The organism is Clostridium sp. BSD9I1, assembly GCF_900185645.1.
GTDB lineage: Bacteria > Bacillota > Clostridia > Clostridiales > Clostridiaceae > Clostridium_AK.
The window spans coordinates 124,545-139,020 of record NZ_FYAM01000027.1; the positions used below are offsets into that span (position 1 = coordinate 124,545).

The window sequence follows — 14,476 nt, forward strand, 5'->3', positions numbered from 1 at the left end:
AAAGAATGGAGATGGAAACATGGCAAACATAGCTGAAGATCATTTAGAAATGGAAGAAGATACCCAAAAGAATAGATACTTGACCTTTTCGCTTGGAAAGGAGACATACGGAATAGAAATTAAGTATGTTACAGAAATAATAGGGCTTCAAGTTATAACAGAAATCCCAGAACTTCCAAAGTACATTAAAGGAATTATAAATCTGCGAGGCAAGGTAATTCCTGTAATGGATATAAGACTCCGTTTTAAAAAGGAAGCACTTGAATATAATGATAGGACTTGTGTGATTGTTGTAGATATCAATGATATTTCTATAGGTCTTATAGTAGATAGTGTTGCAGAAGTTCTTACAATTCCAGAAGTAGATATTGTTGAGCCGCCACAAATGAAGAAAGGATTCAATAATAGATATATAAAAAGTATAGGAAAAGTTGGAGAGAGTGTTAAATTACTGCTTGATTGTGAAAAATTATTGAATGAGGATGAATTGGAAGATTTAAGTGAAGTATTATAAAAATAATTAATATGATTAAGTATGGGGAGGAATTAAATAAATGAAGTGGTTTTATAATTTAAAGATTGCTACAAAGCTCGTTACTAGCTTTATAATTGTAGCACTTATTGCAGGAATAGTAGGGGCTATTGGTATTATAAATATAACTAAAATTAATAAGCTAGATACTGATATGTATAATAGGCATACAGCAACAATGCCTGATTTGGCAAATGTTGCTAGATCATATCAAAGAGAACGCGTAGAATTAAGAAATTTGTATATGGATAAAGATCCAAGTAAAAGGCAAGAAACCATAAATAAATTTAAAGAACAAGAAAAAATTATTGTAGACGGCATGGCAGGTTTTCAAGCTGGAATAAAGGATCCTAGCGTTCAAACTAGTTTCGATGCATTATCAAAATCCTTAAATAACTTTAATCAATACCGTGACAATGTGATAAGTCTTGCTCAAGCGAATAAGATGGATGAAGTGTATAATCAATTGACTAGTACTAATGCTGAACAAATTGCAAATGATGTACAAAAGTATACAGATGATGTTATGAGTTTAAAAACAGAACTTGCTAGGCAAGCCTCTGAAGCTAATGATGCCTCAGCAAGAGTGGCAACTATTACAATGGTTATCATAATATCAATTGGCGTATTTGTATCAGTAATTTTAGGTATATTTATATCTCGTATTATAAGCAAGCCGGTAACTAAAATGGTAGAAGCTGCAAACAAACTTGCTTTAGGGGATGTAAATGTAAATGTTGAAGCTGATACTAAAGATGAAATAGGTAGTCTTGCAGAATCTTTTGGAAGAATGATAGCGAATATTCGAGGGCAAGCCTTAGCTGTTGAAAGGATAGCTGCAGGTGATTTAACTATTGAGGTCGATGTTAGATCAGAAAATGATCTTCTTGGGAAAAAACTATCCGAGATGATTGAAAAAAATAATGAAATATTAACAAATATCAATAATGCTTCAGAACAAGTGGCTTCAGGTTCAAAGCAGGTATCTGATTCAAGTATATCTCTTTCACAAGGAGCAACTGAGCAAGCAAGTTCAGTTGAAGAGTTAACTGCTTCCCTGGAAGAAATATCTTCACAAACAAAATTAAATGCTGAAAACGCTAATGAGGCAAGTGAATTAGCTGAAGTGGCTAAATCAAATGCGATACATGGTAATAATCAAATGAAGGAAATGCTTACAGCTATAGAGGATATAAATGATGCGTCAAGTAATATATCAAAAATTATTAAAGTAATTGATGATATTGCTTTCCAAACTAATATTCTTGCATTGAATGCTGCTGTAGAAGCTGCAAGAGCAGGTCAACATGGTAAGGGTTTTGCAGTTGTAGCTGAGGAAGTGAGAAATCTTGCTGCACGCTCAGCCAATGCTGCTAAAGAAACAACAGATATGATTGAAGATTCAATTAAGAAATCTGAAGGTGGTACAAAAATTGCAAGGAATACCGCTGGAGCTCTTAATGAAATAGTAAATGGTGTTGAAAAGGTAGCAAGTCTTGTAAATGATATTGCTGTTGCTTCAAATGAACAAGCTTCAGGTATAGAACAAGTTAATCAAGGAATTATGCAGGTATCACAGGTTATTCAAGCTAACTCAGCTACTTCTGAGGAAAGCGCAGCAGCAAGTGAGGAACTTTCAAGTCAAGCTGTACTTCTTAAAGAAATGGTTGGAAGATTTAAGTTAAAGCAAAAAATTAAATCCTATAATAGTATGGATGAATTAGACCCTGATATATTAAAAATGTTTCAAAAAATGGCGGAAAAGAAGAATAAGACGAATTTTACAAATGGAGCATATGAAGAAGCTGCACTTACAAACTCAAAAATTATGTTAAGTGATAAGGAATTTGGAAAATATTAATATGGTTTATATGGGGGTAAGTCGTTAGGTGCCCCCTTTCTTAAAGGGAAGGTGAGTTTTTGCTTACAATTACTTCAAAAGAGTTCAAACAACTAGCTGATTATATAAAAGCAAATTACGGCATACGTTTGAAAGAGGAAAAGAAAACCCTTGTAACAGGTAGGCTTTATAACGTACTTATGGATAATAATTTTAGCAGTTTTTCTGATTATTATGAGTACATTATATCTGACAAAACTGGAGATGCAGTAAATACACTTGTTAATAAGATTACTACTAATCACACGTTTTTTATGAGAGAAGTAGACCATTTTTACTATTTCAGAGACAAAGTTCTTCCATACTTGAAAAAGATAGAAAGAGAAAAAGATTTGAGAATATGGAGTGCAGGATGCTCTACTGGAGAAGAACCATATACCCTTGCAATGATTATAGATGAATTCTTCGGTAAAGAAAAGATGTTGTGGGATACTAAAATTTTGGCTACGGATATTTCAAGTAAAGTGATTGATGCTGCAATAAAAGGAATATATAGTAATGAAGATATAGCTACACTTCCTCATACTTGGAATCTTAACTATTTTAGGAAATATGATAATGAAAATAGCGTAGTTACTGATAAGATAAAGAATGAAATTATATATAGGAAATTTAATCTTATGGATGCAGTATTTCCATTTAAGCGGAAATTCCATGTGATATTTTGTAGAAATGTCATGATTTATTTTGATGCTAAAACAAAGATGGAACTCGTTAATAAGCTTTATGATATGACGGAATATGGAGGATATTTATTTATTGGCCATTCAGAATCCTTAAATAGGGAAGAAACAAAGTATAGATATATCATGCCTGCAGTATATAGAAAAGAATAGGTGAGGTGATGCTATGCATGTAGGGAAAAAGATAAGAGTACTAATTGTAGATGATAGCGCATTATTTAGGGAAGTATTATCTAGAGGAATTTCAACTGATCCATACATAGAAGTGGTAGCAAAAGCTGTGGATCCTTTTGATGCAAGAGATAAAATACTAGAGTTTCATCCAGATGTTATGACTTGCGATGTAGAAATGCCCAAAATGAATGGAATAGAGTTCATTCGTAGGCTGCTTCCTCAGTATCAACTTCCCGTAATTGTTGTCAGTACAGTAAGTGAGGCGGTATTCGATGCAATGAGTGCAGGGGCAGTTGATTTTGTTACTAAGCCAAATAAACAGTCACCAGAGGATATAGAATCTTTTATTAATCACCTAATAGCTAAAATAAAGATTGCTGCTACTGCAAAAATTGCAATGCCAAAAGACTTTTATAAAATGAAAACAATTGCAAGAGAAGAATTTAATGTATGTAGTACAAATAAAATAATTGCCATAGGGGCATCAACAGGAGGTACAGAAGCTATACATGCTCTATTAAGCAATCTTCCAAATAATATTCCAGGAATTGTGATTGTTCAACATATTCCTCCAGTTTTTTCTGCAATGTTTGCACAAAGACTTAACAATTCCACTAATCTTAAAGTAAAAGAAGCACAAACGGGTGATTTTCTAGAGCCAGGTAATGTTTTAATAGCTCCTGGCGATATGCATATGAGAGTTAAGAAGGTTGGCGATAAATATAAAGTAGAATGCTTTCAAGGAGATAAAGTGAACGGCCATTGTCCTTCTGTTGATGTTCTGTTTGAGTCGGTAGCAAAGGAATGTGGTGGTAATGCTATTGGAGTTATTCTTACAGGTATGGGATACGATGGAGCAAAGGGACTTCTTTCAATGCGTAGGAGAGGAGCAAGAACTATTGGACAAGATGAGAAATCATCTATCGTCTACGGAATGCCAAAGGTAGCATATAACATTGGAGCAGTTGAGAAACAAGCTTCACTTGATGGAATACCTCGGGTTATATTTTCAATATTAAAGTATAATAAGTGAAGCTTCGGTAGTATTAAATAAAGTTGAATTGCCATAGTAAAGTATATAATAATTATTAAGTATAACAATGGAGGTACAAAATGAAGTCAGAATACATAAATCCATTTATAGAAGGAACTGAATCAGTTATTAAGATGCTTTGTGGCATTGAAGTTAAGCGTCAGAAAACATATTTAAAGAATTTCCCAATTTTATTTAATCAAGTTGTTATAATGATAGGAGTAATTGGAAAGATTAAAGGACAAGTGTGCTTTGAATTATCTATAGATACTGCAAAAAGAATTGCATCTGCCATGATGGGTGGTGTATCAGTACTAGAGCTAGATGAAATAAGCAAGAGCGCAGTTTCAGAGATGGGGAATATGATTATGGGTAATGTAAGTACTATATTTGAAAGCAAGGATATGAGAATTGATATTACCCCACCAACATTGTTAACAGGAGAAAAAATTGAAGTGTCAAATAGACTTCCTAATATTGTGATTCCATTGGAACTTGAAGGATTAGGAACTATGTTAATAAATGTTGCAGCGGAGGAGATACTCTAATAAGAGAATTTGATATAGCTTTATATTTTCATAGGATAACAAATAAGGGAGGAATAACATATGAAATGGTTCAGAAATTTAAGAATTAGTACGAAGCTTATCTCTGCATTTATATCAATTTCAATACTTGCAGGAATTGTTGGTGTAGTGGGTGTAAGTAATATTAAGACTATAGATAAAAAATATTCAGGTTTATTTACTAATTTTGGTGTAGCCCAGGGTGATATTGGACAATTAGGTGTTGCATTTAATGATTCAAGAAGTGTGATAAGAGATATAATTTTTTTAAAAGATATAAATAAAAGAACTGAAAATATTAATAAATTAAAAGAATCAGATAAGAAAATGAAAGAACAACTAAATAAAATTCAAAATTCACTAGATACAGATGAAGGGCGTTTCATTTATAAGAATTTAACAGAATTAATTGAAAAGTATAACTCTTCTAGAGATAAGGCAATAAATCTAGTACTTACTAATCAATTAGAAAAAGCTCAATCAATTTTTTATACTGAAGCCGCACAACCTGCTAAGGACATCGATGATAATATACACAAATTATTTTCAATTAAATCAACAACTGGTAATCAGATGTCTGGTAAATATTCAAGTGATACAACTAGAGCAATTATAATAATGATTATTGTTGTTATAATAGCCATGGTTACTGCCGTGCTTCTAGGAATATTTATTTCTAGCATAATCAGTAAACCAATAGTACAGCTGATGAATGCTTCAAACAAAATTGCAGATGGTGATCTTGATGTAGCTATAGATATTGATGCTAAGGATGAAGTTGGAGTTCTAGCAGCTTCATTTACTAAAATGTCTATCAATATAAATGAAGTTATGACAAATATAAATAATGCAGCAGAACAAGTTGCAGCTGGTTCAAAGCAACTTTCAGATTCAAGTATAGAACTGTCTCAAGGAGCGACTGAGCAGGCAACTTCTATTGAAGAATTAACAGCTTCTATAGAGGAGATTTCATCACAAACCAAGTTAAATGCAGATAATGCAAATGAAGCAAATGAACTTGCAGAAATTGCAAAGAAAAATGCAATTCAAGGAAATGAACAAATGGAAGAAATGCTGGAGGCGATGAAAGAAATAAACAAGTCATCCTCCAACATATCTAAGATTATTAAGGTTATTGATGAAATAGCTTTTCAAACAAATATACTTGCTTTAAATGCTGCTGTAGAAGCAGCAAGAGCTGGACAACATGGGAAGGGATTTGCAGTAGTTGCAGAGGAAGTAAGAAATTTGGCAGCCCGTTCTGCAAATGCAGCTAAAGAAACTACCGACATGATAGAGGGATCAATAAAGAAAGTTGAAGATGGAACTAAGATCGCTACTGAAACCGCAGAAGCCTTAAATAAAATTGTTAAAGATGTAGATAAAGTGGCAAATATTGTAGGTGATATAGCCAATGCATCAGATGAACAAGCATCAGGTGCTGCGCAGATAAGTCAAGCTATAATGCAAGTATCTGAAGTGGTTCAAACTAACTCTACTACGTCAGAGGAAAGTGCGGCTGCAAGTGAAGAATTATCTAGCCAGGCTGAGCTGCTTAAAGAACAGGTAGCAAAGTTTAAGCTTAAAAGGGTTAATAATTCAGCATATAAAAGCGCAGAATACTTGAGTCCAGAGATATTAAAGATGCTTGATAATATGGGTAGTAAGAACAGTAATAGAAACTTTGGAAATCAATTATATAAAGAAGAGGTTGCTATTGATAGAGTTAAACCCAAAAAAATAGTATTAAGCGATAAAGAATTTGGAAAGTATTAGACATTAACTAATTAGAGTATTTTTATGCTCTATTATAATAAATAGAAATAGCAGATAATATTGAAAGGTTGGGTATTGATTAATGGATTTTAATCATACTCAGCTTTTGTTTTAGGTCAGATTTGTAGACAATTCTAATTTTGATTTGTTAGGTGAAAATTCCATGAAGGATACTTGTGTAGGTGAAGATCCAGTATTCTTCAGTAAGGAAGAATTAATTGGATTATTTAGGAGGATAGCTTAAATAAAAGAAGAATAGAATAGGTATTATAATTTATTAGAGGTGATGAATAATGAAATTCATATGTTTAAAAGAATCAGGTAAAGAAAAATTAGGTGTACTTTCTAAAGATGGGGTATTAGCAATAGAATTATCAAGCATTAAACTAAGTAAAGAATTTAATGATATGAATGATTTAATAAGGAATATATCTCATTCTGATATTGAAAGAATTGAGGATAGTTTACTTAACAATGATATAACAAGTTTCACATCGTATTCAATAGATGAGGTTAAGCTCTGTTCACCAATTAAAAGACCAATTCACGATATTATTTGCGTAGGTGTAAATTACCAAGACCATTTAAACGAAACAAAGGAAAGTTTTAATAAAGAAAGTTTTAGTGAGCCTAAAAGGACTGTTTATTTTTCAAAACGAGCATCAGAAACTATTGGACCAGAGGGTGTTATAATAGGTCATTTAGAACTTGATGAGCAATTGGATTATGAAGTGGAACTTGCAGTTATTATTGGCAAAAAGGGTACAAACATTTCTAAGGAGAAGGTGGAAGATTATATATTCGGGTATACAATTATGAATGATATTTCTGCACGAAGCCTTCAACAGCAGCACCTTCAATGGTATAGAGGAAAAAGTTTGGATACCTTTACTGCACTTGGGCCAGCTATAGTGCATAAAAGCGGAATCCCACTTCCGGTTGAACTAAATGTTTGCAGCAGAGTGAATGGGGAATTAAGACAAAGTTCTAACACTAAGTATTTTCTAGCGGATATCCCATCTATAATATCTGAAATTTCTAATGGGATTACTTTAGAACCTGGAGACATAATTGCCACAGGAACTCCAGCTGGTGTTGGATTGGGATTTAAGCCTCCACGCTTTATGAAAGCTGGAGATGTAGTAGAATGTGAAGTTGAAAATATTGGTGTATTAAGAAATATAGTAGAATGAGAAGCATTTAAGAAATAATAAAAGGAGTGTATATATTTATGAAAGGAAAGTGGTTAACTTCATATCTAATATATAAAATGAATTTGTGATAAAAATTGTGGATAAAGTGCAGAGTTTACGCGGCACTTGTTCACAATTTTTTTATTATATTGTGCATTGAGTAGAAGCAGTTATATACAAAAGGCTATTGTGTACTATTCTATACAGATTTTGATGTTAATATGTGATAAAATTATCATTATTTGTAGAATATACTCTAAAAATGTTGCATTATAACATAATTTGTTATAATATAACTTGGGAGGCAAAAGGAATATTTTACATTAGTATCCAATAAATAAACCTATTTGCCTTTTAAAACATAAGACATTATATAAAAATGTAGCATAAATAATAAATTACCAAAAATAAAAAATTACATACATTAATTAAAAGGGCAAACTTACCGAAAGGTAAGGACGCAAAGCCAAGGGCCTAAGTTACAAAGTAACATGTAGTATGGTAGCCAGCTGCACAATATTGCTAAGCAACCCCCTTTTATTTGTGTTTTAAAAAATAAAGGGGGTTTATTTTCATAAAGTTTTACATCATGTATTGATCTATCAATTTAAAGAATTAAATGGAGGGTTTAGAATGAAAAATGAAAAAGGATTCAAATGGAGATTTGAAATGAAAAATATTAAAGCAAGGCTTATTGTTTACTTTTCTATATTAATTTTATTGTCATCTACTGCTTTGAGTATTATTTCTTTACAAAGAGCAAGTAATTCTCTTAGAAAAGAAGCAGAAAAGTCACTTAGCTCACTAGCTATTCAAGGATCAAAAGTAATAGCAAGTAGAATTGAAACTCAAAAGCTAACATTGGAAATGATAGCATTGAGAGCAGATATCCAAGGCATGGATTGGAAGATACAAAAACCTGTGCTGCAAAGGCAAATAGAACGAACAAATTTTATTGATATTGCTGTTGTTCATCTTGATGGTACTGCCTATTATAGTGATGGAACAACCAGCCAATTAGGTGATAGAGATTATATAAAAAAAGCTTTAAGTGGTGAAACTAACATATCTGATTTGTTAGTTAGCAGTGTAACCAATGAACCTGTATTAATGTATGCTACTCCTATTAAAAATGGAGGTAAAGTTGTAGGGGCATTGGTAGGCCGTAGAGATGGAATTTCCTTAAGTAACAGTGCAGATGATATAGGGTATGGTAATGAAGGATATAGCTACATAATTAATATCAATGGAACTGTGATTGGGCATCCAGATAGAGAAAAGGTGTTAAATCAATATAATCCAATTGAGGAAGCAAAGAACGATGAAAGTCAGAAGTCAGTAGCAGCATTGCTCGAAAAAGCATTGACAGAAAAGACTGGAATTAGTAATTATTCTTTTGAGGGAAAGGATTTGTATGCTGGATATGCACCTATTGAAGGTACTGACTGGATGCTAATTATTACTGCGAATCAAAAGGAAGTTTTAGCTTCAATTCCTGCATTACAAGCAACAAATATTATAGTTACGATTGTTATTTTATTAATAAGTATTGCTATTACATATTTAATTAGCAATTCAATGGTAAAACCAATCATTGCAACTATACAACATTCTAAAAAAATAGCTAATCTGGATGTTACAGAAGATATTCCTGAAATATTTCTTAAGAAGAAAGATGAAATTGGAGCCTTAGCAAAAGCACTTCAAGATATAATTAATAGTCTTAGAGAAATTATTAGTGAAATAAGTAATTCGGCAGAACAAGTGTCTGCTGCTTCAGAAGAATTGACAGCCACCTCACAACAATCAGCAAGCGCTGCAGAGGAAGTGTCAAGAACAGTTGAAGAAATAGCAATGGGAGCATCTGACCAAGCACGAAGTACAGAAAATGGTTCTTCAGAGGCTGCTCTATTAGGAGAAATAATTGAAAAAGATCAAGATCATGTAAAAGCATTAAATAATGCTTCAAATAAGGTGATAGAAGTTGTTAATGAGGGATTAAAAGAGATTGACAATCTGTCAAAAATAACAGAAGAAAGCAATGATGCTACACAAGAAATATACGAAGTTATATTAAAAACTAATAATAGTTCTAATAAAATTGGCCAAGCAAGCAGCGTGATTGCCTCTATAGCAGAACAAACTAATTTATTAGCACTAAATGCAGCAATAGAATCAGCAAGAGCAGGAGAAGCAGGAAGAGGATTTTCAGTAGTAGCAGAGGAAATTAGAAAATTAGCAGAGCAATCTTCAACTTCTACAAAGGATATTGATGGGATGGTTAATGAATTACAAAGCAATGCCAAAGATGCTGTAAAAACCATGGAAAGGCTATCAAATATATCTAAAGAGCAAGTAAATAGTGTAGTTAATAGCAAAGATAAATATATGTTAATTAATGAAGCTATGAAGGAAACGGAAAAAGCAGTTAAGCAGCTAAATGTTTCAGGGGAAGAAATGGAAAGGACAAAGTGTGAAATACTAGATGTTTTACAAAAACTTTCAGCAATTGCCGAAGAAAATGCTGCTGCAACTGAAGAAGCAACAGCCTCCATGGAAGAGCAATCTGCTTCTATAGAGGAAATTGCAGGCTCTAGTGAGAGTCTATCAAATTTAGCCCAGAATCTACAAGGAATTATTATGAAATTTAAATTTTGAAGTTAAAAATAATATTGATTAATATTACTGAGTATATAAATAGGACCCTAAGCATCAAAACCGCCGTAGTTTCCTTTTTTATGTATTAAATTTAATTCATATGTTAAAATTACTATAATAGATAAATGAAACTAAGGTGTGAAAGGATGATTAATTTGGATAATATACTTAAGGATTTATCTCCAAGTTTAGTATTTAAATACTTTGAAGAGATAAGTAGAATACCAAGAAGCTCTGGAAATGAAAAGGCTATAAGTGATTATTTAGTTAATTTTGCAAAGGAACATAATTTAGAGGTAATACAAGATGAAGCATTAAATGTAATAATTAAAAAGGATGCAACTAAAGGATATGAAAATGCTCCAACTGTAATCTTACAAGGCCATATGGACATGGTTTGCGAAAAAAACAATGGAACAGAGCATAATTTTGAAAAAGACCCTATTAAGCTAAAAGTAGAAGGCGATTTTATAAAAGCAACAGGAACTACTTTAGGAGCAGATAATGGCATAGCAGTAGCTTATTGCCTGGCTATACTTGCAAGTACCGATATAGAGCATCCTGCTATAGAAGTTTTAGTTACAACTGAGGAAGAAACAGGAATGGGAGGGGCCTCAAGTGTTAAGGGAGAAAATCTTTCTGGAAAGATCTTAATTAACATTGATTCAGAGGAAGAAGGAGAACTTTTATCTTCCTGTGCTGGTGGTGTTAGAAATAAAGTTAGCATTAAGTTAGAATTAGAGGAAAAGAAAAAAGGTTTTATGCTCTATAAGGTTATTGTTAAGGGCCTAAAGGGCGGACATTCAGGGATGGATATCGATAAGGAAAGAGGGAACTCTAATAAGATTATAGGAAGAGTTTTAAATGATATAAATTCACAAATGGAGTTGTACATAGCGGAAATAAATGGTGGAGCAAAGATGAATGCAATTCCAAGAGAAGCTGAAGCTATAATCCTTATTGAAGAAGAAAATAAAAATGCTCTAAATAATATAATTAAAAAGTGGCAAGAGACCTTGAAAAATGAACTTAGGGCTTCAGATTCAGGAATAACTGTACAGTTAGAAGAAATGGATATAAAGATAGACAAGGTATTTTCTAAAGAACTAACGGATAAGGTTATTACAGTACTTATGTTAATGCCACAAGGAATACAAACTATGAGCATGGATATTAAAGGATTAGTTCAAAGTTCTACAAATCTAGGTGTAGTTACAACTGAAGAGAATAAGATAACATTTGAAAGTGCTATAAGAAGTTCTGTGAAAACTTTAAAGGATAGTATAGTGAGAGAAATTGAAAGCATATGTAAGGTTGTTGGTGCAACTATGAATTTAGAATCTGATTATCCAGCTTGGGAGTACAGGGAAGATTCATATATCAGAGAAGTATTTAAAAGTGTTCATAAAGATATGTATGATTCAGAACCGAAGGTAACAGCAATACATGCAGGTCTTGAATGCGGAATATTAAAGGATATTCTTGGGGATATAGATATGATCTCCTTTGGACCCAATATGTATGATGTGCACACCCCTGAGGAAAAACTAAGTATTTCCTCAACTGAAAGAACATATAAGTACTTCTTAGAGGTATTAAAACAAATAAGATAATAGATAAATTTCATATTTGTAAGAGGCATATCTTGAAAGAGATATGCCTTTTATATTGTCATAATATAAGGAATGATGACTGAAGTGTAAAGTTGTTTATTGACATAAAATAACTGAAGTGATACTATTTAAAATATTTAAACTTATAAAAATCGTCAACGAATAACGATGGAAGTTAAGATTATATGTAAATTGATGTTAGAAAGGTCTGTAAGGGGCCAGAGCTTTTCTAACATGAAAATAAATATTTACAAGGGGGACAATCCATGAAAAAATCAAGGAATAACAGACTCAAGGGATCTATAAAAAATAAATTGATATTCTTACTTATAGGAATTATAGTAATTCCTATTGTAACTTTAGCACTTATTACTTATTCCAATTCAAAACATGTATTAGAGTCTGAGTTTAAGAAAAATTCTATGCAGATGACTGAAAAGCTTAGTTCAATTATTGAAACTTATATTACAGAAAATGAAAACAATATTAATATGTTAAGTAATAATTTAAACATAAAGAATGTTTTAAATAATAAGCCTGAGGAACTTATTTATACATATAATGTGCTGCAAAGTTATCAGGAAGTACATCCAGATTCAATGGCAGTATATATTGCAACACATGATAAAAGGTTATTTGTTTATCCAAAAGTTAATTTGCCAAAGGGATTTGATCCAACAGCTAGACCATGGTATCAAGAAACTATGAAAGCAGGTAAAATGACTTGGACAGAACCTTACTTAGATGAAGCATCAGGAAAATTAACTGTGACAGTTGCAAAGCCGGCAAAGAATTCTAAAGGTGAACTTATAGGCGTAGTCGGGGCTGACATATCATTAGATGTATTATCCAAACTTGTTAGTGAAACCAGGCTGGGAAAAGAGGGGCACTTTTTTATAGCCAATAGTAAAGGAAATATATTAGCTCATACAGATAAGGAGTTTAACAATAAAGAAATACCAGTTAAGGATATTTTAGATGCGGTGAGAAGTAAAAAGTCAGATACTATTGATTATAGTTATAATGGCGATAATAAATTTGCTGTTTTTACTACTAATAATAAAACAGGATGGAGTATAGTAGGAGAAATGAGCCACTCTGAAATACATGAAAGTTTATCAGTTGTTTTTAAGGTAATATCTATAGCCGGGATTGTAATTATAATCCTAGCAGCAATGTTAGGAATGATTTTGTCAAAACCAATGATTATATCTTTGCATAAATTAGTAGAGGATATGAAAGGAATTGGTGGTGGTGATTTAACAATAAGAAGTGCTATTAAATGTAATGATGAGATAGGTATACTTGCTTCAAATCTTAATTCCATGTCTGAAAATCTAGGGGAATTGATAAAGGATATAAGCAATATATCAACTGAAGTCACTTCAGCGGCAGATAACTTGGCCTCAATGTCAGAAGAAAGTAGTGCTTCTACAGAAGAAATTACAAGAGTTATTGGAGAAGTTTCCAATATAACAGTAGAGCAAGCTAAAGGAACTGATATGGCACTTAGTAAGATTAAAGAATTGTCAAATAGTATTCAATTAGTTGCCGGTGCTATTAATGATTCAAAGGAGATATTTGATGGAGTTGATAGCTTAAGCGAAAGGGGTATTGAAGTAGTCCAGATGTTAACTAAAAGCACTAAAGAAAACGATGATGCTGCCAAAAAGGTTTCAAAAGTAATCAATGAAGTTGATATCAAATCAGATGAAATTGGAAGTATTATAGATACAATAGAAAAAATTTCAGCACAAACAAATTTACTTGCATTAAATGCTTCCATTGAAGCAGCTAGAGCGGGAGAAGCAGGTCGTGGATTTTCCGTGGTTGCTGATGAAGTAAGAAAGCTTGCGGAACAATCAAAGGATGCAACAAGTAAGATAAGGGATTTAGTAATGGGGATTCAATCTGGATCAAAAAATGCGGTTAACACCATGGAATTTGCAAATGAAATAGCTAACCAACAATCAAATGCAGTGGTGAAAACGGAAGATATATTTACTAAGATAACTAATATGGTAAACAAACTAAGCGGGGAAGTAGAAAAGATTGTTAGGCTAAATTATGAAATGACTAGCAAAAAAGATGAAATAGTAGGGGTAATGGCAAATATAGCAGTATCTTCGGAGCAAACCTCAGCTTCCACGGAAGAAATATCAGCATCTACAGAAGAGCAGCTAGCAATTAGTTATGAGGTTTCAAAGACTTCAGAAGAACTTAATAAATTGTCTCAAAAGCTTAATGAAAAAATAGAAAGTTTTAAGGTGTAATTTATAAATGGTATATAAATTTAACTTAGGCATAATAATATACTTGGAATAAATTATAAGAGAGGATGTGTTTAT

Annotated in this window: 10 protein-coding genes and 1 riboswitch; all 10 genes read left to right on the forward strand. The window is 32.3% G+C overall.

Translation table 11 applies throughout. The features are described 5' to 3' along the window. Positions 1-19: 19 nt before the first annotated feature. The 10 genes from BSD9I1_RS17530 to BSD9I1_RS17575 all read left to right on the forward strand — a co-directional run bounded on the left by BSD9I1_RS17530 (position 20) and on the right by BSD9I1_RS17575 (position 14,401). The gene (locus BSD9I1_RS17530; protein ID WP_186431392.1) at positions 20-514 is read left to right on the forward strand and encodes a chemotaxis protein CheW; all 495 of its coding nucleotides are present in this window, start codon (positions 20-22) and stop codon (positions 512-514) included. A 40-nt stretch (positions 515-554) separates the two neighbouring features. After that, positions 555-2,393 (forward strand): methyl-accepting chemotaxis protein, encoded by a 1,839-nt coding sequence (locus BSD9I1_RS17535; RefSeq protein WP_186431393.1) that lies wholly within the window; start codon positions 555-557, stop codon positions 2,391-2,393. A gap of 59 nt (positions 2,394-2,452) precedes the next feature. Continuing rightward, entirely contained in the window at positions 2,453-3,268 is an 816-nt protein-coding gene (locus BSD9I1_RS17540; protein WP_186431394.1) for a protein-glutamate O-methyltransferase CheR, read from the forward strand. A gap of 13 nt (positions 3,269-3,281) precedes the next feature. After that, complete coding sequence (locus tag BSD9I1_RS17545; RefSeq protein ID WP_186431395.1) at positions 3,282-4,322, forward strand: chemotaxis response regulator protein-glutamate methylesterase; 1,041 nt, start codon at positions 3,282-3,284, stop codon at positions 4,320-4,322. A gap of 80 nt (positions 4,323-4,402) precedes the next feature. Further along, positions 4,403-4,870: a chemotaxis protein CheX gene (locus BSD9I1_RS17550; RefSeq protein WP_186431396.1), complete on the forward strand. Its 468-nt coding sequence runs from the start codon at positions 4,403-4,405 to the stop codon at positions 4,868-4,870. Positions 4,871-4,930: 60 nt separating this feature from the next. Further along, positions 4,931-6,664 (forward strand): methyl-accepting chemotaxis protein, encoded by a 1,734-nt coding sequence (locus BSD9I1_RS17555; RefSeq protein ID WP_186431397.1) that lies wholly within the window; start codon positions 4,931-4,933, stop codon positions 6,662-6,664. A 293-nt stretch (positions 6,665-6,957) separates the two neighbouring features. Next, complete coding sequence (locus BSD9I1_RS17560; RefSeq protein WP_186431398.1) at positions 6,958-7,857, forward strand: fumarylacetoacetate hydrolase family protein; 900 nt, start codon at positions 6,958-6,960, stop codon at positions 7,855-7,857. A gap of 425 nt (positions 7,858-8,282) precedes the next feature. Next, positions 8,283-8,374, forward strand: a riboswitch (cyclic di-GMP riboswitch). Between the two features lie 116 nt (positions 8,375-8,490). Continuing rightward, entirely contained in the window at positions 8,491-10,515 is a 2,025-nt protein-coding gene (locus BSD9I1_RS17565) for a methyl-accepting chemotaxis protein (protein WP_373419361.1), read from the forward strand. A gap of 146 nt (positions 10,516-10,661) precedes the next feature. Continuing rightward, a complete protein-coding gene (locus BSD9I1_RS17570) occupies positions 10,662-12,128 on the forward strand; it encodes an aminoacyl-histidine dipeptidase (protein WP_278281264.1) in 1,467 nt (488 codons plus the stop codon). Between the two features lie 266 nt (positions 12,129-12,394). Continuing rightward, positions 12,395-14,401: a methyl-accepting chemotaxis protein gene (locus tag BSD9I1_RS17575; protein ID WP_186431400.1), complete on the forward strand. Its 2,007-nt coding sequence runs from the start codon at positions 12,395-12,397 to the stop codon at positions 14,399-14,401. The last annotated feature ends 75 nt before the right edge of the window (positions 14,402-14,476 follow it).